We start from the raw sequence: 21,945 nt of genomic DNA, 5'->3' as shown, positions 1-21,945 counted from the left end.
GGCTCAGCCCAGTAGCTGCTCCACATCGCTGGCCACATCGCCAGCGGCTTCCAGCTTGGCCGCCAAAAAGGCCAGGTCCAGATGCAGGTGCTCGATCAACTCCGGCACGGCCACTTGCAAGGCATGGGTCGGGTTGTCCTTGTTCTGCGCGGCGTCGGCCAAGACTTCGGCCATGTGCAGCACGGCGGCCATCAGCGAGAAGGGGCGCACTTCCATCGGCGTATTGGCATCGGCAAAGGCCTCCACCATGGCGGCGGGGAAATGCCAGTGGCGCGCCAGCGAGGCGGTCACATCCGCATGGGTGCAATCAAAGCGGTGCTGTTCCAGCGAGAAGCGGCTGCCGGGCTCCACCGCCAGCGTTTCCACCTCGGCCACTTTGTCCGATTCGGCCAGCGCCATCAGGATCTGCCCGGTTCGCAGCATCAGGCCGGCCAGATAGGCGGTCTCGGCATCGAGCTTGACCATCTTGGCCAGGATGCGCGCATAGGCGGCCGTGGTGACGCCATGGCGCCAGAACACGCCACGGTCCAGGCCCTTGACCTTGGGAAAGGCACCGGCCATGCAGGCCGCCAGCGACAAATTCCGCAGCGTCTCCATGCCCAAAGCCGCGGCGGCATCTTGCAGGGTTGAAATCTGGTGGGAGGGGCTGTAGCGGGCCGAATTGGCCAAACGCAGCACCTTGGCCGACAGGCTGGCGTCTTTGCCGATCAGATCGGCCAGAGCAGCCAGGCTGATGTTGTCGTCATCAAAGCTGCGAATCAAGCGGCTGGCCACCTCGGGCATGGTGGGCAGGGCGCTGTTGTGCTGAAAGAATTTCTCGGCGGCTTGACTCAAGGCGGCTCTCCTCTGGCTTGGGCTGAACGGATGGCTGCGGGTCGATACAGCTGACCCTCAGGAACAGTCTAAGCGCGAGGACGCGGCGCCGGATCAAGAAATGGCGGAATTAAATGGCGGAATTCATGGGCGCAATCCGCGCCCGAACTCAGGCTTGCGCCAGGGCGCGCAAATCGGCCAGTTTGAGCAGCTTGATGGAGTAGCCCTTGACCTCAATCAGCCCCGCCGCCATCAGCTGACGCAGCAGGCGCGACAGCGTCTCGGGCGTGATGGCCAACTGCGCCGCCAGCTCCCGCTTGCGCTCGCGCAGCGCCACCTCGCCGGCCGGTGCGGCCATGCGTTGCAGCAACCAGCTGATCAGGCGCTTTTGCGCATCCTTGGCCATCAGGTCATGGGTGGCGCCGGTCAGGCTTTGCACCGTTTGCGCCAGGGCCAGCATGAAGCGGTCCTGCAAATCCGGGTAGCGATGCAGCAGCGGGCGCAAGCTCTTCACCGGCAATTCCAGCAAGAGCGCCGGGCCCATGGCTTGCGCGTCCTGGGTATGGCCTTGGCCGACCCAGGCACTGCTGATGTCCAACCAAGCGGGGCCGTGTGCGCTGCGTTCGAGGTGAAACTGGCCTTGCGGGCCGATGGAGCCCAAGCCCACCACGCCGTCCAGCACCGCAATCACATGATCGGCCCGAGTTTGGCTGCGAAACACCGATTCGGCCGCGACCACCGGGCGCAAGCGCACCAGTTCGGTCAAGGCGCGCATTTCGGAGTCGGCCACAGCTTGGCCGCCCAGTAGTTGCAGCCAATGCTCGGCCTTGATGCCGCTCTGCACCTTCGTAGCAGTTGCAGCGCTGGCCCGCGGCGAAGCCTGTGATGGCCTCGCCTTGCTGCGCAGGGCCGCGGGCAGGACGAAGGATTCCACGGCTGAGGGGTCTGGAAGTCGGTGCATACCGACACTGTCAGGCAAAGCCGCTCCGCTGTCTTTGAGCGAAGTCAAATGCGGGCACGGCGGTTGCGCCGGGCCCCTAGCCCTGTTTAGGGGGTATCAGTGCGGCAGGCTGGTGAACCAGCGCCCCAGCAAATCGCGCTCGTCCGCCGTGATCTGGGTGGCGTTATTCAGAGGCATCAGCTTGAGCACCACCGCCTGCTGATGCAGGGCCTGGGCGTTGTGCAGCACCGCCTCGGGCGTGTCCAGGCGAATCCCTTTTTGCGCGATTTGGGCGTTGTGGCACATCACACAGCGTTCGCTCAGCACCGCCTGCACCTGGGCTTGAGTGGGCGGCGCTACCGCTGCGCTGGCCTCAGTTTTCATCTGCGGCGAGGGCGCCAAGGCGATCACCAAGGCCACTAAGAGCCCGAGCGCCGCGACGATCAGCCCCCAGGCATTCACGCCCTTGTGCCGTTTGACGAAGTACATGCGCACCAGCACGCCCATGCTCATCAAAGTGATCAGCACCGCCCAATTCCAGGCCGCGCTGTAAAGCATGCCGTAGTGATTGCTCAGCATGGCCGCCAGCACCGGCAGGCCGAAATAGGTGTTGTGCACGCTGCGCTGCTTGCCGCGTTGGCCGTAGATGGGGTTGACCTGGCGGCCGGCGCGCATATCGGCGATGACCTGCTTCTGCCCCGGGATGATCCAAAACAGCACATTGGCGCTCATCATGGTGGCCATCATGGCGCCGATGATGATGAAGGCCGCGCGGCCCGCAAACAGTTGGCAGGCGGCCCATGTCGCCAGCGCCACAAAGACAGCCACCAAGCCCAGCACCAGGCCGTCATTGCCGATCTGCCCGTCTCGCTCATGGCCGAAGCGGCGGCAGATTTGGTCGTAGACCAGCCAGCCCGCAGCCAGAAAGCCCAGCGCCGTGGCCACTGCCGCAGGCACCGACCAAGCATGGACGCGCGGGTCGATCAAAAAGCTGCTGGCATTGAAGAGATACAGCACCACAAAGAGCGCGAAGCCGCTCATCCAGGTCCAGTAACTCTCCCAGTAAAACCAGTGCAGATGTTGCGGCAGATCGGGCGGCGCCACCATGTACTTCTGCGGGTTGTAGAAGCCGCCGCCGTGCACGGCCCACAACTCACCATCCACACCGCGAGCCAGCAAGTCGGGCCGGGTCGGTTTGAGCAGATGGTTGTCCAGCCAGACGAAGTAGAACGAGGCTCCTATCCAAGCGATCACCGTCACCAGGTGCAAGCAGCGCAGCAGTAGATTGGCCCAGTCGAGTAGATATCCTTCCATCGGGCCAGTCTAATGCAGCCGCTGAATGCCTCAGCCTCAAACGCTGAAGGGCGCTTGCTTGATGAAGGCCGCGGAAGAGCCCAGCACAAACAAATTGGGCGACTGCGTAGCAGGCAAACCGGCGCGAATACGCTGATGGAACAAGTTGTAGTCGCCCTTGAACTTGCCTTGGTTCCAGACCTTGAGCAGGCTCTCGGTGAAAGCGCCGTTGTGCAGCCCGTCCATCGAGGTTTGATTGTCCTGGCAGCCCGAGATCAGCAGCACCGAGGGCTTGAAGGCGCCCACCAAGGCGGTGGCATGCGCAGCAGCGCCGACCTGTGACACCTGAGCCAGCGCCGCATCGGGGTCGACCACCGCGCTCTTGCGCGCGGCGGCGGCCTTGGCCACATCGGCCTGCAGCTTGTCGTAAAAGGCCTGGTGGGCGGTGTAGACCCGCAGCGCCACGGCGGGCGGCATCAGGCGCGCACCCTGGCCCAGCGGCGCGGGCGGTGGCGGCAAAGCGCGGGTGACGGTGCCGCTGTGGCAGCTGTCTGACAGCACCAGCACGCGCACGCCGGTGGCAAAGCTGCTCAGCTCGAAATACAGCTCATCATCGATCAGCTGGCCATCAAACAAGCACCAGGTTTCGTCTTTGTGGTCGGGCTCATCGCCGTTGGCATCGGGCATCTGGCCGCCATGGCCGGAATAGCTGAGCATGAAAAAGTCACCCGCCTTCAGCGCCTTGGCGGCGGCGCGCAAATGGCTCAGCACCGCCGCGCGGGTGGCCTTTTTGGTCAGCAAGGTGGTGGGCTTCATGCCCCGGCTCTTGGCCAGGGCGGTCATGTCGTTGGCATCGAACTCACAGGCTGCCAAGGGGCCATCCCAGCCGCCGTAGGCCGATGGGTTGACGGCATTCAGGCCGATATGCAGTGACAGCGCCTTGGGCTTGGCAGCAAGCGCGGCCTTGCTGGGAACGGGCTTGCTTGCTGCGACGGTTTTACTGGCCATGGAAAACTCTCCTACCTGGTTGTGCCGCAATCCGAATGCCATCGGCGTCCCGCCGATGTGCTCGCCAATTCGCCCGTCTTAGGCGGCCGCTGCGGCAGAGCGACCCTTGGCGTCCGCCGCATCATCGTCCATCAGTTGGCTGCGGTCTAGCGACTCACGTCGCCCCAAATCTGCATGAGCTGCGCCGCCACCGCCAGCGCAATCACCTCCGGCTGCTTGCCGCTGATGCCGGGCACGCCGATGGGGCAACAAACCCCCGCCAGCTCGGTCTCACTGAAGCCACGCCCCAGCAGGCGCTGGCGAAAGCTGGCCCATTTGCTCTTGCTGCCGATCAGGCCGATGAAGCCAAGATCGTCGCGCGCCCGCCGGCGCTGCAAGCAAGCCGCGACCAGCTCGATATCCTCAAAATGACTGAAGCTCATGATCAGCACCAGCGAGCCCGGCGCCAAAGTGGCCACCGCGCGCTGCACCGGCTCGGAGTGTTCGGCATGGACCATGGCGGGCAAGCTTGCCGGAAAATCCTCCGACCGGCTGTCCAGCCAATGCACCCGGCAAGGCAGGCGGCTCAGCTGCTCAACCAAGGCGCGCCCGACATGGCCATTGCCAAACAAAGCCACCGGCATTAATTCCGCCTCTGCCGGGGTCAGACTTTGCCGCAAGACCTGGCACTCGGCCTCGCTCATGGTGGGGTCAGCAGGGCCCGGCAGGTAGCGCATGTTCAAGGTGACGGCGCCACCACAGCATTGACCCAGACTGGGGCCTAGCGCAAAACGGCGCGACACCGTATCGCGCTCGCCGCCGCCCAGTCGCGCGCGCGCCCAGGCCATGGCCTCGAATTCCAGCTGCCCGCCGCCCACCGAGCCGAGCGAAAAGCCGTCCAGGCCCACGGCCATCCAGGCGCCCACCTCGCGCGGGCCGCTGCCTTCCAGCCGGCTGACTTGCAGCAATTGCAGGGGTTGGCTGCGCAAGCGCAGCAGCAATTGTTCGAACGTGTCCATCAGCTCCCGCGGTAGGTCGAATAGCTCCAGGGGCTGGTCAGCAAAGGCACGTGATAGTGAAGCGCCACATCGGCCAGGCCGAAGTCCAGCGGCACCTGATCCAAGAAGGCCGGCTCGGGCAAGACCACGCCGGCGCGGCGGAAATAGTCGGCCACCTCGAACACCAGGCGATAGCGGCCGACCTGACACTCGGCCCCGCTGAGCAGGGGCGCGTCGGCGCGCCCGTCGGCATTCAGTGCCAGCGTTTGCAACAGCACGGCCTGCTCGCCGTCCAGGCGATACAAGCGCACGGCCATGCCGGCAGCGGGCCGACCGTGCATGGTGTCCAACACATGGGTGGTGAGTTTGCCCATTGATTTTTCTCCCTCGCCAAGACTCGGGCCACTTGACCCATAAACTGCACAGCAGTGTAGGCAAAGCAGCGCAGCCCATGAATAGCAAGCTCCCATCCAGTGCCAGCAACTACCCTCGCGACCTGATCGGTTACGGCGAAAAGCCGCCGCATGCGCAATGGCCAGGCCAGGCCCGCATCGCCGTGCAGTTCGTCTTGAACTATGAGGAAGGCGCCGAGATGTCGGTGCTGCATGGCGACGCCGGCTCCGAGCAGTTTCTGTCCGAGATGGCCAGCCCGCCGGCCTATCCGGCGCGGCACCTCAGCATGGAGAGCATTTACGAATACGGCTCGCGCGCCGGCGTGTGGCGCCTGCTGCGCGAATTCGAATCACGCGCCCTGCCGCTGACCGTGTTCGCAGTGGCGCAAGCGCTGCAACGCCACCCCGAGCTGAGCCAGGCGCTGCAACAGATGAACCACGAAATCGCCTGCCACGGTTGGCGCTGGCTCAACCACCAAGCCATGCCCGAGGCGCAAGAGCGCGCCGAGATCGAGCTGGCCATGGATAGCCTGCAGCGCCTGACCGGTGAGCGCCCGTCCGGCTGGTACACCGGCCGGGACAGCCCCAACACCCGCCGCCTGGTGGCCGACTACGGCGGCTTTGAGTACGACAGCGACTACTACGGCGACGATCTGCCCTTCTGGCTGCAGGTGCGCAAGAGTGACGGCCAACTCAGCCCCCATCTGGTCGTGCCCTACACCCTTGACTGCAACGATATGCGCTTCGCCTTGCCCCAGGGCTTCTCGCATGGCGACGAGTTTTTTGAGTACCTGCGCGACAGCTTCGATGTGCTCTACGCCGAAGGCCAGGACGCACCCAAGATGATGAGCATCGGCATGCACTGCCGCTTGCTCGGCCGCCCGGGGCGTATGCGCGCCCTGCAGCGCTTTTTGGACCATATCGACCGGCATGAGCGGGTCTGGGTCTGCCGCCGTGTGGACATCGCCCGCCATTGGCGCGCCACCCATCCGTTTGACGCCGCCACGGCCTTTGTCTGGGAGTGATTGCTGATGAGCCCATGCCTGAGTTTTGAGGACCTCAACGGCGCCAGCGAGGCCGGCTTCGCGGCCCTGCTGGACGGTGTGTACGAGCATTCCCCCTGGGTCGCACAAGGTGCGGCGCAGGCGCGCCCTTTCCGCAGCCTGGCCCAGCTCAAGCTGGCCCTGGCGGATGTCGTTAGCCAAGCCGGGCGCGAGGCGCAGCTCTTGCTGATTCGCGCCCACCCCGAGCTGGCCGGCAAGGCCATGGCCCAGCAAACCCTCACCGCTGAATCCAGCAGCGAGCAAGAACGCGCCGGGCTGGGCCACTGCACGCCTGAAGAGTTGGCGCGCATCCAAAGCCTCAACCAGGCCTATAACGAGAAATTCGGCTGGCCCTTCATCTTGGCGGTGCGCGGCCCGCGCGGCATCGGCCTGCGCCGCCGCGACATCATCGACACCCTGGCCCGCCGCCTGCAGGCCCAGCCTGAGCAGGAACTGGCCGAGTGCCTGCGCCAGATTCACCGCATTGCCGAACTGCGCTTGAATGACAAGTTTGGCGTCGAGCCCACCCTGGGCCAGCAGGTCTGGGACTGGGCGGAGGAGCTGGCCTCGCACACCGATGCCGAGTTCCGCCCGCTGGGCCAGCTCACCGTCACCTACCTCAGCGAGGCGCACCAGACCGCGATGCGCCGCCTGCAGTGGTGGATGGCGCAGGAATGCGGTTTTGACGAAGTGAACATCGACGCGGTGGGCAATGTGGTGGGGGTCTATCACGGCAGCTCACCCAAGGCCAAACGCCTGCTGACCGGCTCGCACTACGACACCGTGCGCAATGCCGGCCGCTACGACGGCCGCCTGGGCATCTTCACCGCCATGGCCGCCGTGCGTGAACTGCATCGCGCCGGGCGGCGCCTGCCCTTTGGCATCGAGTTGGTGGCCTTTGCCGAAGAAGAGGGGCAACGCTACCCCGCCACCTTCCTGGCCGCCAGCGCCCTGACCGGCCAGTTCGACACGGCCTGGCTGGAGCAGACTGACGATCAAGGCATCAGCATGCGCAGCGCCATGCAGGCCGCCGGTTTGCCGGGCACGCTGGAAGCCATCCAGGCGCTGCGGCGCGAGCCCGGCCAGTACCTGGGCTTTGTCGAAGTGCATATCGAGCAAGGGCCGGTGCTCAATGAACTGAATCTGCCCCTGGGCATCGTCAGCTCCATCAACGGCAGCCTGCGCTACTGCGGCGTGATTCAAGGCCAGGCCGCGCATGCCGGCACCACGCCGATGAACCGCCGGCGTGACGCCGCCGCCGCCGTGGCCGAGCTGATTCTGTATGTGGAGCAACGCGCCAGCGCCACAGCCGCCAGCGCCGGCACCGTCGGCACCGTGGGCATGTTGCAAGTGCCGGCCGGCTCCATCAATGTGGTGCCGGGGCGCTGCCAGTTCAGCCTCGATCTGCGCGCCACCAGCAATGCTGCGCGCGATGCGCTGGACGCCGATGTGCGCCAGGCCCTGGCCGACATTTGCCAACGCCGTGGCCTGCAGCACAGCCTGGAATTGACCATGTCCGCCAGCGCCGCGCCCAGCGACGCCGCCTGGCAAGCGCGCTGGGAGCAAGCCGTCAGCGGCTTAGGGCTGCCCCTGCACCGCATGCCCAGTGGCGCCGGGCACGACGCGATGAAGCTGCACGAGCGCATGCCCCAAGCCATGCTGTTTGTGCGCGGCGGCAACGAAGGCATCAGCCACAACCCATTGGAAACCGTCAGCAGCGACGACGCGCAGCTGGCCGTGCAGGCCCTGCAAAGCCTTTTGGAACACATGAGCAAGGAGACGGCCGCATGAGCAGCTGGTTTGAACAAAGCGACGCCTGGATTGATGCCCACTTCGCGGAAGAAGTGGCCTTTTTGCAAGCCCTGGTGCAAGTGCCCACCGACACCCCGCCGGGCAATAACGCCCCCCATGCACGGCGCAGCGCCGAGCTGCTGGAGGCCATGGGCCTGGCCACTGAACAGCACCCCGTGCCCGCCGCCCTGGTGCAAGCGCAAGGCATGGCGTCCATCACCAATCTGATCGTGCGTCGACGCTACCAAGAAGGCGGCCCGGTGCTGGCCCTCAATGCCCATGGCGATGTGGTGCCGCCCGGCGAGGGCTGGACGCATGAGCCTTATGGCGGCGAGGTCCTTGGCGACCTGGAAAACGGCCAGCTCTACGGCCGCGCCGCCGCCGTCAGCAAGAGCGACTTCGCCAGCTACACCTTCGCCCTGCGCGCGCTCGAAGCCATGCAGGCCCGCGGCGCGGCCCTGCGCGGCGGGGTGGAGTTGCACTTCACCTACGACGAGGAATTCGGCGGCGAGTTGGGCCCGGGCTGGCTGCTCAAGCAAGGCCTGAGCAAGCCCGACCTGCTGATCGCCGCTGGCTTCAGCTACCAAGTCATCACCGCCCACAACGGCTGCTTGCAAATGGAAGTGACCGTGCTGGGCCAGGCCGCGCATGCCGCCTATCCCGACAGCGGTGTCGATGCGCTGCAGGCCAGCGTTGCCCTGCTGAACGCGCTGTACGCGCAAAACACGCGTTATCGGCAAATCAGCTCGCAGGTGCCGGGCATCACCCACCCTTATCTGAATGTGGGCCGCATCGAGGGCGGCAGCAACACCAATGTGGTGCCGGGCCGGGTCACGTTCAAGCTGGACCGGCGCATGATCCCCGAGGAAGACCCGGTGGCGGTGGAGGCCGATCTGCGCCGCCTGATCCGCGACACGGCGGCCGGCCTGCCCGGCATTACGGTCGACATCAAGCGCTTGCTGTTGGCCCATTCGCTCAAGCCTCTGCCGGGCAATGAGGCCCTGGTGGCCGCCCTGCAAAAGCATGGCGAGGCGGTGTTTGGCGAGCCCATTCCCACCTCGGGCACGCCGCTCTACACCGATGTGCGCCTCTACGGTGCCCAGGGCATTCCGGCCGCCATCTACGGCGCCGGCCCGCGCACCGTGCTGGAAAGCAATGCCAAGCGCGCCGATGAGCATGTGCAACTGGCCGACCTGCGGCGCGCCACCAAGGTGGTGGCCCGCACGCTGCTGGAGTTGCTGCAGGCTTGAGCGAGTTTGCCTACAGGGCAATAGGCCGGCGGGCGCCAGCCGCCCATTGAGCCAAGCCGACTTGAAGCGGCGCCGTCGAACTGGTCCACAATTTGCGCCACCGCCCATGCCCTCGCAGGTTCGGTGCACACAAACTTTCCGGAGCTTTTGAGCATGTCTACATTCATCACACGGCCACTGAGCGCCGCCTTGCTTGGACTGGGCCTCACTTTGCTGAGCGCAGCATCGGTGCAAGCGCAGCAGGTCGAAGTCAAAGACGCCTGGGTGCGTGCCACCGTGGCGCAGCAAAAAGCCACCGGCGCCTTTTTCAAGCTCAGCGCCAAGGCCGATAGCCGCTTGGTCGAGGTGCGCTCGCCGCTTGCCAATGTGGTGGAAGTGCATGAGATGGCCATGGAAGGCACGACCATGAAGATGCGCGCCGTGCCCGCGCTGGACTTGCCTGCCGGCAAGACGGTGGAACTCAAGCCCGGCAGCTATCACGTCATGCTGATGGACTTGAAAGCCCCGGTGGCCGCCGGCGATAGCGTGCCGCTGACCTTGGTGATCGAGGGCGCAGACAAGAAGCGCGAAACCATCGAGATCAAGGCCGAGGCACGCCAGATGGGCGCCAAGGCCGCCGCCAAGCCGGCACCGATGGAAGACGCCCACAAAGGCCATCAGCACTGATTTGAGAACTTGATTTGCAACAAGGCCGCGGCACCAAGCCCGGCCCTACACTTGCGCCCGTGCTGCTCCTCACCCACCTTCCCCACCGCTTCGGCCGCTGGCTCGTCCTTGTGACTGTGCTGCTGGCCACGCTCGCGCCGACGCTGTCACAAGCGCTGGCTCTGGCGCGTGGCGAGGTGATTGTGTGGAGCACGCTGTGCCGCAACTCGGCCGTGTCGCCTCGCGCGGCCGAGCTGAGCCTGGCCGAACAAAGCCGGCCCGAGCCGCGTGAACTCGGCAAGCATGGCCTGTTCCAGCATTGCCCGTTCTGCACCCTGCAGACGCAAGACCTGGCCCCGCCACCCTTGGCCCCGATGCTCACCCTGCCGCCCAGCGGACTGAGCTTTGAGATGCCCGAGCGCTTTTACAGCGCCCCCAGCAGCGCCCATGCCTGGGCACCCGCGCAGTCACGCGCCCCGCCTCTGAATCACTGAGTTTTTTGTTCGCACGACCGCAAGCCCCAGCCTCGCGCTGAAGCGGCTTGTGACGTCGGCCTGCCCCGCGCCTTTTGCGCGCGCGGCATCACTCAGTTTTCAAAAGACATCATGACTTCCATGCCATCCCGCGCGCGCGCCAGTTTTGCGCCGCGCCAGGTCACGCTGGCCTGCGCCCAGCTGTGCCTGACGCTTTGCCTTTCCCCTCTTTCTCCCTTCGCCATGCAGCAAGCCCAGGCTTGCGATGACTGCCCCGAGCACGCGCCCGCCCCTGCGAGCGCAGCTACTGCGCCAGCCGCAGCTGCAGCCTCCGGCGCCAGCGCTGACGGCGCCGCTGCACCCACCCACAAGCTGGGCCTGGTGCTGGTCAGCGGCAGCGCCACCAGCAGCCTGCCCAGCAATATCCCCACCACGCTGGAGAGCATCACCGGTGTGGAAATCGCCCGCAGCATCAACGCCACCGATGCCGAAGATGCACTGAAGTACCTGCCCAGCCTTTTGGTGCGCAAGCGCTATATCGGCGACTACAACCACGCCGTGCTGTCCACCCGCGCCTCCGGCACGGGCAATAGCGCGCGCTCGCTGGTCTATGCCGACGGCATCCCGCTGAGCAATCTGCTGGGCAATGGCGCCACCTTCACCCCGCGCTGGGGCATGGTGACGCCCGAGGAGATTGAGCGCGTTGATGTGCTTTACGGCCCCTTCTCCGCCGCCTACTCGGGCAACTCCGCTGGCGCGGTGGTGGACTATCAAACCCGTAGCCCCAAGGCCTTGGAGGCCCATGTCAGCCTCGGCCTGTTCAGCCAGCCCTTCGAGCTTTACAGCAGCAAGGCGACCTACCAGGGCCGCCAAGCCAGCGCCTCGATCGGCAGCAAGACTGGGCCGCTGAGCTGGTGGATCAACGTCAACCACCTGGACAGCGATGGCCAGCCGCTGACCTTTATCACCAAGCCCCTGTCGACCACCGCCGCCGGCGCGAGCGCCACCGTGGTGACAGGCGCCGTGCCCGGCTTGGATAAGAGCAATGTGCCCTGGCTGATCATCGGCGCAGGCACGCAGTACAACACCGTGCAAGACCATGCCAAGCTCAAATTGAGGCTCGAACTCACGCCGGAGCTGAGCGCCAACGCCATGCTGGGCTGGTGGGGCAATGAGACCACCGGCAGCAGCACCAGCTATCTGCGCGACAGCAGCGGCGCCCCCTTCTACGCGACGGCAGCCAATAGCGGCACGCTCAAGCCCAGCACGGTCAGCATCGACGGCAAGGCCTACATCCTGGCCAGCAATGACTTCGGCCAGAACCGCGACAGCCTGCGCCACCAGATGCAAGGCCTGAGCCTTAAAAGCAATGGCCGTGGCGTGTTCGACTTCGAGCTCAGCGCCAGCCGCTACCACTACGACAAGGACCAGTCGCGCTCGCCCCTGACGGCGCGGCCCGGCGCTGACAGTGGTGGCGCCGGCCGCATTGCCGATCTGGCCGGCACCGGCTGGAACACCCTGGCCGCCAAGGCTGTGCTGCGGCCCAGCGGCAGCGCGCATGTGATCGACCTCGGCGCACAGCAAGAGAACTATCACTGGCAGCAGAACACCAGCAACGCGAACGACTGGCGCGAAGGCGCGCCCAGCAGCTTGTTCACCGCCTTCAGCGGGCGCGCGCGCCTGAGCAGCGTTTACGCCCAAGACGCCTGGAGCATCAGCCCGCAGCTGAAAACCGTGCTGGGCTTGCGCCTGGAAGACTGGCAGGCGGCCGACGGCATGAAGACGGCCGCCAACGGCACGGTGGTCAACTTCGCGCGCCGCAATGAGCAATACGCCTCGCCCAAGGCCGCCATCGGCTATGAGCTGAACAGCGACTGGGCGCTGCGCCTGTCCACCGGCCGTGCCGTGCGCATGCCCACGGTGGGCGAGCTGTATCAGGGCGGCGTCAATGCCAACGGGGTTTATGTGCCTGCCGACCCCAGCACCAACGCTAACCTCAAGCCCGAGCAGGGCTGGACCACCGAGCTGAGCGCCACCTGGGTGAAAGACAACCAGCAACTGCGCAGCACCTTGTTCCATGAGGACACGCGCGACGCCTTGTACGCCCAGCTCAGCGTCGACCCCAGCAATGCCAGCAAGACCGTCAGCAGCGTGCAGAACATCGACAGTGTTCGCACACGCGGCTTCGAGCTGGCTTATCTGGCCACCGACCTCGGCGTCCAAGGCCTGGATCTGCAAGCCAGCCTGACCTATGCCGACTCCACCATCCTGGCCAATAGCGGCTTCGTCAGTGTGCCCGGCGACACCATCGGCAAGCAGCAGCCGCGCGTGCCCAAATGGCGCTCCAGCGCCTTGCTGAGCTACCAGCTCACGCCCGCGCTGGCCGCCAGTTATGGCCTGCGTTACGCCAGCAGCCAGTTCGGCACGCTCAATAACAGCGACCCCAATGGCTTTGCCTACCAAGGCTTCAGCAGCTACTTCACCACCGATCTGCGCGTGCAATGGAAAGTGGCCAAGCAATGGACCCTGGCCGGCGGCATCGACAACCTCAACAACGCCCTGTACTGGAACTTCCACCCCTACCCCCAGCGCACTTATCACGCTGAGCTGAAGTTCGATCTGTGACACCAAGGACAAACATCATGTTGAAAACAAAACCGTTTCTGATCACCGCCGCCACGCTGGCAATGGCCTTGTCCATGAGTGCCAATGCACACGTCACACTGGAGCAGCCCGAGGCTGAAGCCGGCCAGAGCTACAAGGCCGTGCTGCGCGTCGGCCATGGCTGTGAAGGCAGCGCCACCACCCGCGTCAGCGTCATCCTGCCGGCGGGCTTTCGCGGTGCCAAGCCCATGCCCAAAGCCGGCTGGCGCCTGGAGACCCGGCGCGAGGCGCTGAGCCAACCCTACGAGAGCCACGGCCGCCGCATCAGCGACGAGTTGGCCGAAGTGAGCTGGACCGCCCAGGGCGAGGACAACTATCTGCAAGACGCCTGGTTCGACGAGTTCACTGTACGCGGCACTTTGCCCAGCGAGGCCAGCGGACCGCTGTGGTTCAAGGTCAAGCAGCAATGCGTCAAGGGCGAGTGGCTGTGGGTGGAGGTGCCAGCCTCGGGCGATTCCACCCGCGGCCTGAAGGCGCCGGCCGCACGTTTGATGCTGCGCAAGCCGGGCGCTAGCGCCAACGCTTCGGCGGCGCCAGCAGCATCAGCGACCGCAAAACCGTGACGTTAGGGCGGGCGAACCGTCGAGCCAGAACTAGGGGGCTTTTGCCGCCCTGCAAATTGCTTGATTTCGCCCGCCTTCTTCCAAGGTTTGCGCGGGTCGCTTGGCGGCGATGATGCATCCATGCCCCGCACTCATCGCCGCGGGGCACCGACCCGAAAGCCTCGCATGCCATCCATCCACTTCCCGCCCTCGCCGCAGCCAGCACCCCAACGCTTGATGCGCCCGGCGCCGGGAAGTCCGCATGCCAGCACGCAACTGCTGCTTGGCCGCCCGCTACCCTGCGGCAGCTAAAGGCGTCTGCACACATCGCCCAGGCCCTGTGTGCTGGCAGCGCCTTGATGCGCAGCAGCCCACGCGTGGCCCGCTTTGCCCGCGCTAAACACAGTCTTTGTTCCACACCGCAGCCCCACGCGGCCCTCACGGGCCCTGTCCATGGGCGGTGTCCAGCGCTGCTCCGGCCCCGTGCATGTGATCCATGCCGGGGCCGTCTTTTTTCTTACGCGGCCAGCAGGCTTTCCAGGCACTGCTCACGCAGGCCGTAGAAGCGCTTGATCTCGGCAATCTGGGACAGCAACTCGGGCCGCGCGGCCGCATGCGCTTCAGCCGCCGCGCCGGTCTTCTTGATGGCCAGAATCATCTTGTTCTTGCTGGTGTGCTCAAGCGCGATGAACTCGAACACCTGGGTTTCATAGCCTTCAGCTTCCAGCAAGAGCGCACGCAAGGAGTCGGTCACCATCTCGGCCTCCTGGCCCAGGTGGATGCCATGCTGCAGCATCGGGCGCAGCATCTTTGGCATCTTCATCTGCGGGCGGATCTGCTTGTGGCAGCAGGGTGAGCACATGATGACTTGCGCCCCGGCACGCAGGCCAAGGTGGATGGCGTAGTCGGTGGCGATGTCGCAGGCATGCAGAGCAATCATCACGTCCAGGCGCGCCGGGGTGTAGGAGCGCACATCGCCTTGATCGAAGCGCAGGCCCGTCAGGCCATGGCGGGCGGCCGCTGTGCTGCACAGCTTGACCATATCGTCGCGCAGCTCGACGCCGGTGACTTGCGCGTCCTTGCCTTGCTCGCGCAGCCAGTCATACATCGCGAAGGTCAGATAGCCCTTGCCCGAGCCGAAGTCGGCCACATGCACATCGGGGCTGTCGGCAAGCCCGGAGGTCTTGAGCGCGGCCGCAAAGATTTCGATGAACTTATTGATCTGCTTCCATTTGCGCGACATGGCCGGCACCAGGGCCGGCTCGCCCTTGAGCTCATGGGTCAGACCCAGATCCATCCAGAAGGGCTTTTGCAAAGACAAGTAGCGCTGCTTTTCCTTGTCATGCGAAGTCGCCGCGCCAGCGGCGGCTTGCTCAGCCGGCGCCAGGCGCGACACCCGCAGGCTGGGCTTGCCCTTGCGCGAGAAGGCCAGTTGCACCTCTTCGCTCGGGGTGTGCAGATGGGCGTTCTGGAACTGCGTGCCCAAAAGGCTTTGAATCAGCGCCAGCCCTTCCCCCATCGCATGGTTCTTGGTCACATCCTTGGTTTGGTAGCGCCACAGAAAGGAGAGCTGGCGCTCGCCCCGCAAGACCACTTCGCGCACGGTCAGACGCTCCAGCTTGTCTTCGGCGCCGCTGTATTTGGACAGCAGCAGCTTGTGCAGCGTGCCCTCAGTCACAGCCGTTTGCAGCAGGCGCATAAAGCGCTGGCTGGCATCGGCTTGCGTCACAGGGGCTTGGGTGTCGGGGATCAGATGGGTAAACATGGGGGAGGCAAGCAAGGCGGCCGCGGCTGCAGCAGCAACAAGGCTCGATTTTCCGTCATCAGGGCGTCGTCACCTCAGGCACGCCAGTAATAAAGCCCAGCGCACAGCGCCAGACCCACGGCGTAAAGCCAGCCGGTGCTGGACACCGCATAGGGATAAAGCATTAAGCCTAAGCCCAGCCAACGCCAGGCCGGGCGCTGCCGACGCTTGGCCTGCTGAAAAGCGACCAGGCCGATCAGACCAAACAAGATGGCGCCCAGAATGTAAGCCGGGCTGGGCAAGACCAGACCCATGGCCTGCAGTGCTTTCAACTCTTCTGTCATGGCCGGCCACCCACCTCTGAGGAATCGCTGGATTGTGCGCTCAGCGGGTGAGGACCCCCGCCGCTGCCAAATGCATCGTCAGGCACATCCTGCCGGGACAGCCCTTCTCCATGAAAAAGGCGCCCCGTAAGGCGCCTGCTAGCTGAAGCCAGCCGGGGCCGCTGGGCTTATTTTTTGGGCGCAGCACTCGCAGCCGGCGCAGCGGCGGATGCGGCCTTGGCGGCCTTATCCGCCTTGGCCTGCGCCTTGGCCGCCTTATCAGCCTCCGCCTTCGCGGCTTTGGCCTGCTTGGCTTGCTCGGCAGCGGCGGCCTTGGCGGCCTTTTTATCCTCCTTGGCCTGCTTGGCGGCCGCCTTCTTTTCTTCCGCAGTCATGGGCGCGGACGCCGCGGCAGCGGCAGGCGCTGGCTTGGCTGCCGGTGCAGACGGTGCAGCAGGTGTGGCGGCCTTGGGCGCCGCTGCACTGGCCTTGGCCGGGGCGCCGGCAAAGGCAGCGCCATTGACGGTCAGGCCTTCGGTGGAGAACTTGGCGGCATTGCCCTCACCCACGCCTTTGACGCGCTCCACCAAATCCGGCCAATCCTTGAAGGCGCCCTTTTGGCGCTCTGCCAGGATCTTGCTGGAGATGGACGGGCCGATGCCCTTGATCGTCTCCAGCTCGGCCTGCGTGGCCTTGTTGGCGTCCACCGCTGCGAAGGCGGTGGCAGCGGCAAACAGGGCTAGCACCATGATTAGGATCTTTTTCAACATCAGCATTTGATTCATCCTCGGCTTGGTTTGGATGGAAGAGATCGAATCAGATTGCTGCAATTGGCCCACCCCGGATCGGGGCCAGGAGCGCCTACCGCACAATCGCGTCCCAGTATGCACAAGGCCGACTAAAAAATGCACATGTCTACCGTCGAAATTTTCTTGCTCGCGATGCTGCTGATCTTGAGCGTGCCCTACCTGACTTGGCGGCTGCTGCGCACCGACTATTTCGCGCCGTTGGTGGTGGTGCAAATCATCACGGGCATCTTGCTCGGCCCTGGTGTGCTGGGTGCGGCCTTCCCGGAGTACTACCGCTTTGTGTTCAACCCCGCGGTGGTGCAGTCGCTCAACGGCATTGCCTGGTGGGCGGTGATGCTTTTTGTATGGATCGCCGGCATCGAACTCGACCTCAAGGCCGCCTGGCTGCACAAGCGCGAGAGCAGCATCACCGCCGGCCTGGCCCTGGGCGGACCGCTGCTGCTGGGCAGCGCTGCGGCCTTGGTTCTCTTGGCCCTGCCGGGCTGGATGGGCCCCAAGGCCTTGAGCTGGCAATTCGTGCTGGGTGTGGGCATGTCTTGCGCCGTCACGGCCCTGCCCATTTTGATCTTGCTGCTGGAAAAGCTGGCCCTGCTGCGGCTGCCCATCGGGCAGCGCATCTTGCGCTATGCCAGCGTGGACGACATCGCCATCTGGGCGGTGCTGGCGATGATTTTGATGGACTGGCAGCGGGTCGGCCGCCAGCTCATTTTCATCCTCGCCTTCGCCGTGCTCGGTGCGGCCTGCCGTTGGCTGATGAAGCGCTTGCCGGCCAGTGACCGCTGGTATGTCGGCCTGATCTGGCTGGCCGCCTGTGCTTTCGGTGCCGATTGGTCCGGCCTGCACTTCATGGTGGGCGCCTTCCTGGCTGGCGCCATCCTCGACGCCGAGTGGTTCGACCAGACGCAAATGGACAGCCTGCGCCACCATGTGCTTTTGGTCATCATGCCGGTGTTCTTCCTCAGCACGGGCTTGCGCACCAGCTGGGAGTTAGGCGGCAGCATGGTCTTCCTCGTGGCCGGTTTGCTGCTGTTCGCCTCGGTGGCGGGCAAGCTGGCCGGCGTGCATCTGGCCGGGCGCATCCTGGGCTGGCGCCCCGGCGAGGCCTCGCTGATTGGCTGGTTCTTGCAGACCAAGGCGCTGATCATGATCATCTTCGCCAACATCTTGCTGGACAAACAAATCATCACCAGCGCCAGCTTCACCGCCCTGCTCTTGATGGCCTTGGCCAGCACCATGCTGACGATTCCGGTGGTGACGCCGAAGCTGAAACGGATGGCGGCTTTGCTGGGGCGGGCGGCTTAGTTTTTTTCACCCACTTGAAGTGTTGGCGCCAGCCTTGCCGCTTGTATCGCGGCAAGGCCTTCGGCGCCGAGCCAAGCCTGCCGGCTTGGCTGTGCTGCCTCAGAGCTACTCGGGGGTACCTTCGGGCGGTCTGTCACGCAAAGCCTAAAGTAATCCCGCGCCAATATTGATCAACAAGGCCAGCACCGTGGTGTTGAACAGATAAGCCAGGATGCAGTGCAAGCTGCCGATGCGGCGCAGGTGCTTGGCCACAAAGGCCACATCGGCGGTTTGGCCTGAGGTGCCGATGACGGCGGAGAAGTAGAAGAAGTCGCCATAGTCCGGCTCGTCATCGCCTGGAAATTGCAGCGGCGCCGGGCTCCCCCGCTCGAGTTCGGCGTAGTACTCATGCGCGTAGTGCAGGGCAAACATCATCTGGATAAAGCCCCAGGAGGCCATCACCGTGTAGCCGCCCAAGGCGATATGCGCCACCTTCAAGCTGCCATGCATGTCCTTGACGATGGCAAGCTCAAAGGCGATGGCCGCCAGGCTGGCGACGGCGCTCACAAACACCATCGCCAGAATGAAGATCTGCGAGTTGTCCTGCAGCTTGGCACGGCGCCGAATGCTGCTATGGCTGGAGCGCCACATCATCACCACCGCCAGCAACACATAAAGCGTGGTGCCGGTGTTCCATGCGATCAGGCAGCGCGTCAGGGTATGGGTCGACACCTGCGCCGGCAAAAACACCAGCACCAGCAAGGCGATGCCGGTGGCCAGAAACAAGCGCGGCCGCGCCTGCAAAAGGCGCAGCAAGCCGCCGCGGGCTGTTTCAGTGCGCATGCGGATGGGCCGCTGCTGCCTGCGGCGCGGCCTTGAACAAAGCGCAGACGGGATGCTGGCTCTGGCCCAGCTCCACCTGCAGGGTGCTGTGATGGATCGCGAAACGCTCAGCCAGGGTGTCGGTGATGGCGTCCAGGGCTGCGTCACCTGGGTGGCCAGCGGGCATCACCAAATGGACCGTCAGGGCGCTCTCGGTCGTGCTCATGGCCCAGATGTGCAAATCATGCACCGCGCTGACGCCGGGCTGCTGCAGCAGATAGGCTTGCACCGCCGCGACGTCGATATGCGCCGGCACTGCATTCAGCGCCAGGCCGGTGGCCTCACGCAGCAAGCCCCAGGTGCCGACCAGAATCACCGCCACGATGAGCAGGCTCAGCAGCGGGTCCAGCCAATACCAGCCGGTGAGCAGCATACCCAGACCCGCCAAAACCACCACCAGGGACACGGCCGCATCGGCGGCCATGTGCAGATAAGCGCCGCGCACATTCAGGTCGTTCTTGGCGCCGCGCATAAAGAGCCAGGCCGAAAAACCATTGACCGCGATGCCGGCGCCCGCCACCAGCATCACCGTCAGGCTGGCCACCGGCGGCGGGGCGCTGAAGCGCTGAATCGCCTCCCAGGCAATCGCGCCGCAAGCCACAAACAGCAGCACCGCATTGCCCAGGGCTGCCAGGATGGAGCTGCTGCGCAGGCCGTAGGTGTAGCGCTGGTCTGGGGCCTTGCGCGCCAGCAAGGTGGCGCCCCAGGCCAGCAACAAGCCCAGCACATCAGAGAGGTTGTGCCCGGCATCGGCCATCAAGGCGGTGGAGTTGGCGGCAAAGCCGTAGCCAAACTCAAGCGCCACAAACAGGCTGTTGAGGACGATGGCGATGACAAAGGCGCGGCCCTGCGTGTTGGGGTCGCCATGGTGGTGGTGATGGCCTAGCCCATGCGAGTGGCCGTGGCCGTGGCCGTGCGCATGGTCGTGGTCATGCCCATGTGCATCCACATTCGCTGGCGCGTGCTGATGGGAATGGTCGTGGTCACAAGCGCCGTGCTTGTGGGAATCAGTTGGGCTGGCTGTCATCGTGGCGAAAGGCTGGGAATCGAAGGGCGTACAAGCCCGCCGCGCTTTGGGTGCGTGTTGGTCGCGAGTTGGCCGTGCTTTGGCGCCGCCAAAAGGCGGTCACCGCGCCGGCAGTGTAGTTCGCCCCTCCCGCCCATGACAGCCGCATAGCCAGCAAACAGCCCGCCAACAACGCGAGACAGTTCCGTGAAACTTCGGCGAAAACCCATGCATTAATCGGTGCCGCGGTCGGCGTCAATTGATATTTATCAATTTTTTCCGGTCGCAACGGCAAGCGCACGAAATGTTGCACGCGTGCGAAATACGCCCTAAATCACAGCCAATTGAGACCTTGGGCGCGAGGGTATCCCCCTAATCTGCCGGACCTTGCCCGCAATACCGGCCTCGCCGGCCACGCGTGTGCAGGCGTCTTTTTTGGGCACGCCCTCGGTGCAGCGAGGTACGGCCCACGCATCACCGTTTTAGAGCCCTGGATCGCCCCCGAATGAGAAACAACCAACCCGTCAGCCAGCAAGAATTTGCCTTTCCCAAGGGCAAGTCGCTGGTCTCCACCACCGACCTGAAGGGCCGCATCAAGCACTGCAACGCCGCCTTTGTGGAAGTCAGCGGCTTTACCCGCGAAGAGCTGCTGGGCCAGCCGCACAATCTGATCCGCCACCCCGATATGCCGGAAGAAGCCTTCCGCGATATGTGGGCCACCATCAAGACCGGCCTGCCCTGGTCAGGCATGGTGAAGAACCGTCGCAAGAACGGCGACTACTACTGGGTGCTGGCCAATGTCACCCCGCTGATGGAGAACCGGCAGCCGGTGGCTTATATGTCGGTGCGCACCGAGCCGACGCGTGCACAGGTCGCGGCGGCAGAGGAGCTCTACGCCACCATGCGCGGCGAAAAGCAGACCGGCCAGCAAGTGCATGTGCTGCGCCAAGGCCAGTTGCTGCGCCACGACTGGTTGGGCCGCCTGGCCGGGCAGAAGCGCCACCTGCCTTGGCTGCAGCGCTGGGTCAGCTATGCCTTGTTGATGGCTGCGGGCTTGCTCGCCAGTGCGCTGCAACTCTCCGCGTCAGCTGAATTGGCGGCACTCCTGGGCTTGAGCGCCGTCATGACCACCTTGGCCCAGCGCCAAACCCTGCGCAGCCAACAAGCCTGCCTGGACTACGCCAACCAACTCGCCGCCGGCGACCTCAGCCAACCCCTGGCCAGCAGCGGCCTAGCGCAAAACCGCGCGCTGGAAGCCGCCTTGAATCAGCTGGCCGTCAATATCCGCGCCTTGGTGTCCGACACCCGCAGCGAACTCGACGCCATGAGCGCCAGCACCCAGCTGATTGCCAAGGGCAATAAGGATCTGGCCCAACGCACCGAGGCCCAAGCCGCCAGCCTGGAGCAAACCGCCACCGCGATGGAAGAAATCACCGGCACCGTGCGCAGCAGCACCGACACGGCCGACCAAGCCAGCACCGTGGTCAACCAACTCAGCGGCATGAGCCAGCGCAGCGCCGAAGTGGTGCACCACGCCAGCCACAGCATGGCCGCCATTGCGGGTTCATCCAAACGCATCGGCGAGATCATTGCGGTGATCGACAGCATCGCTTTCCAGACCAATATCCTGGCGCTCAATGCGGCGGTGGAATCGGCCCGCGCCGGCGAGCATGGCCGCGGCTTCGCCGTGGTGGCCAGCGAGGTGCGCGCCCTAGCGCAACGCAGCTCAGCCGCCGCGCGCGAGATCGCCCAGCTGATTCACGACTCGGCCGACAAGGTCAGCGAAGGCGAGCGCCACACCGGCACGGCGCGCGACAGCATTGATGCCACCCGGCGCTCGATGGAGGACTTCAGCAGCCTGATCGGCCAGATCCACCACAGCGCGCAGGAGCAGCTGACCGGCATCACGCAGATCAACCAGGCCATCAATCACATGGAACAGATCACCGTCCAGAACGCCGACATGGTGCAAGACCTCGCCGCTTCGGCCCAGCTCCTTCTCGGCCAAGTGGATGAGGTGGGCGCCGCGCTGCACGTGTTCACGCTAACGCGGCGCTAAAGCGGACTTG

The 21,945-nt window shown here is 64.9% G+C and carries 20 protein-coding genes; 9 read left to right on the top strand and 11 right to left on the bottom strand.

Annotated elements, in window-relative coordinates; all coding sequences use genetic code 11:
• Positions 1-3: 3 nt before the first annotated feature.
• From AT984_RS00890 to uraH, 6 genes are all read right to left on the bottom strand, one after another.
• Entirely contained in the window at positions 4-834 is an 831-nt protein-coding gene (locus AT984_RS00890; RefSeq protein ID WP_058718498.1) for an HDOD domain-containing protein, read from the bottom strand.
• A gap of 148 nt (positions 835-982) precedes the next feature.
• On the bottom strand, positions 983-1,747 hold the full coding sequence (locus AT984_RS00885) for a Crp/Fnr family transcriptional regulator (RefSeq protein ID WP_058718497.1): 765 nt from the start codon (positions 1,745-1,747) through the stop codon (positions 983-985).
• A gap of 123 nt (positions 1,748-1,870) precedes the next feature.
• Entirely contained in the window at positions 1,871-3,067 is a 1,197-nt protein-coding gene (locus AT984_RS00880; RefSeq protein WP_058718496.1) for a urate hydroxylase PuuD, read from the bottom strand.
• A gap of 36 nt (positions 3,068-3,103) precedes the next feature.
• The gene (locus AT984_RS00875) at positions 3,104-4,054 is read right to left on the bottom strand and encodes a caspase family protein (RefSeq protein ID WP_082679681.1); all 951 of its coding nucleotides are present in this window, start codon (positions 4,052-4,054) and stop codon (positions 3,104-3,106) included.
• Positions 4,055-4,200: 146 nt separating this feature from the next.
• The gene (gene xdhC, locus AT984_RS00870; RefSeq protein WP_058718495.1) at positions 4,201-5,052 is read right to left on the bottom strand and encodes a xanthine dehydrogenase accessory protein XdhC; all 852 of its coding nucleotides are present in this window, start codon (positions 5,050-5,052) and stop codon (positions 4,201-4,203) included.
• Entirely contained in the window at positions 5,052-5,405 is a 354-nt protein-coding gene (gene uraH, locus AT984_RS00865) for a hydroxyisourate hydrolase (protein WP_058718494.1), read from the bottom strand. Before uraH ends, xdhC begins: the two co-directional genes overlap by 1 nt.
• Before the next feature lie 77 nt (positions 5,406-5,482).
• Between uraH and puuE the strand changes: the two genes are divergently transcribed.
• From puuE to AT984_RS00830, 7 genes are all read left to right on the top strand, one after another.
• Complete coding sequence (gene puuE, locus AT984_RS00860; RefSeq protein WP_058721985.1) at positions 5,483-6,448, top strand: allantoinase PuuE; 966 nt, start codon at positions 5,483-5,485, stop codon at positions 6,446-6,448.
• A 6-nt stretch (positions 6,449-6,454) separates the two neighbouring features.
• Entirely contained in the window at positions 6,455-8,257 is a 1,803-nt protein-coding gene (gene uraD / locus AT984_RS00855; protein ID WP_058721984.1) for a 2-oxo-4-hydroxy-4-carboxy-5-ureidoimidazoline decarboxylase, read from the top strand.
• On the top strand, positions 8,254-9,507 hold the full coding sequence (locus tag AT984_RS00850; protein ID WP_058718493.1) for a M20 family metallopeptidase: 1,254 nt from the start codon (positions 8,254-8,256) through the stop codon (positions 9,505-9,507). Before uraD ends, AT984_RS00850 begins: the two co-directional genes overlap by 4 nt.
• Before the next feature lie 153 nt (positions 9,508-9,660).
• Positions 9,661-10,173, top strand: coding sequence for a copper chaperone PCu(A)C (locus AT984_RS00845; RefSeq protein ID WP_082679680.1), 513 nt, complete (start codon positions 9,661-9,663; stop codon positions 10,171-10,173).
• 59 nt (positions 10,174-10,232) lie between these two features.
• Positions 10,233-10,646: a DUF2946 domain-containing protein gene (locus AT984_RS00840; RefSeq protein ID WP_197418211.1), complete on the top strand. Its 414-nt coding sequence runs from the start codon at positions 10,233-10,235 to the stop codon at positions 10,644-10,646.
• 111 nt (positions 10,647-10,757) lie between these two features.
• Complete coding sequence (locus tag AT984_RS00835) at positions 10,758-13,250, top strand: TonB-dependent receptor (RefSeq protein WP_231741493.1); 2,493 nt, start codon at positions 10,758-10,760, stop codon at positions 13,248-13,250.
• A gap of 17 nt (positions 13,251-13,267) precedes the next feature.
• Positions 13,268-13,852 carry a YcnI family copper-binding membrane protein gene (locus AT984_RS00830; RefSeq protein WP_058718491.1) on the top strand — a complete coding sequence of 195 codons (585 nt, stop codon included), beginning with the start codon at positions 13,268-13,270 and terminating at the stop codon, positions 13,850-13,852.
• Positions 13,853-14,348: 496 nt separating this feature from the next.
• Here the strand turns inward: AT984_RS00830 and AT984_RS00825 are convergent, their stop codons facing one another.
• The 3 genes from AT984_RS00825 to AT984_RS00815 all read right to left on the bottom strand — a co-directional run bounded on the left by AT984_RS00825 (position 14,349) and on the right by AT984_RS00815 (position 16,674).
• Positions 14,349-15,596, bottom strand: a complete 1,248-nt coding sequence (locus tag AT984_RS00825; protein ID WP_058718490.1) for a class I SAM-dependent methyltransferase — start codon at positions 15,594-15,596, stop codon at positions 14,349-14,351.
• 74 nt (positions 15,597-15,670) lie between these two features.
• Complete coding sequence (locus tag AT984_RS00820) at positions 15,671-15,919, bottom strand: hypothetical protein (RefSeq protein ID WP_058718489.1); 249 nt, start codon at positions 15,917-15,919, stop codon at positions 15,671-15,673.
• A gap of 167 nt (positions 15,920-16,086) precedes the next feature.
• Positions 16,087-16,674: a ComEA family DNA-binding protein gene (locus AT984_RS00815; RefSeq protein WP_442952159.1), complete on the bottom strand. Its 588-nt coding sequence runs from the start codon at positions 16,672-16,674 to the stop codon at positions 16,087-16,089.
• 135 nt (positions 16,675-16,809) lie between these two features.
• Here AT984_RS00815 and AT984_RS00810 point away from each other — a divergent pair, with 135 nt between their 5' ends.
• On the top strand, positions 16,810-18,009 hold the full coding sequence (locus tag AT984_RS00810) for a cation:proton antiporter (protein WP_442952158.1): 1,200 nt from the start codon (positions 16,810-16,812) through the stop codon (positions 18,007-18,009).
• Positions 18,010-18,153: 144 nt separating this feature from the next.
• Here AT984_RS00810 and AT984_RS00805 read toward each other — a convergent pair whose 3' ends face one another.
• Together AT984_RS00805 and AT984_RS00800 are read right to left on the bottom strand one after the other, a co-directional pair.
• The gene (locus AT984_RS00805; RefSeq protein ID WP_058718487.1) at positions 18,154-18,831 is read right to left on the bottom strand and encodes a DUF1345 domain-containing protein; all 678 of its coding nucleotides are present in this window, start codon (positions 18,829-18,831) and stop codon (positions 18,154-18,156) included.
• Positions 18,821-19,897, bottom strand: a complete 1,077-nt coding sequence (locus AT984_RS00800) for a cation diffusion facilitator family transporter (protein ID WP_082679679.1) — start codon at positions 19,895-19,897, stop codon at positions 18,821-18,823. Before AT984_RS00800 ends, AT984_RS00805 begins: the two co-directional genes overlap by 11 nt.
• 484 nt (positions 19,898-20,381) lie before the next feature.
• Here AT984_RS00800 and AT984_RS00795 point away from each other — a divergent pair, with 484 nt between their 5' ends.
• A complete protein-coding gene (locus AT984_RS00795) occupies positions 20,382-21,935 on the top strand; it encodes a methyl-accepting chemotaxis protein (protein WP_058718485.1) in 1,554 nt (517 codons plus the stop codon).
• Positions 21,936-21,945 lie beyond the last annotated feature (10 nt).

It is taken from the genome of Paucibacter sp. KCTC 42545 (assembly GCF_001477625.1).
Taxonomy (GTDB): domain Bacteria; phylum Pseudomonadota; class Gammaproteobacteria; order Burkholderiales; family Burkholderiaceae_C; genus Paucibacter_A.
Note: the sequence above shows the minus strand (reverse complement) of the source record. Positions and strands in the feature narration are given on the sequence as shown.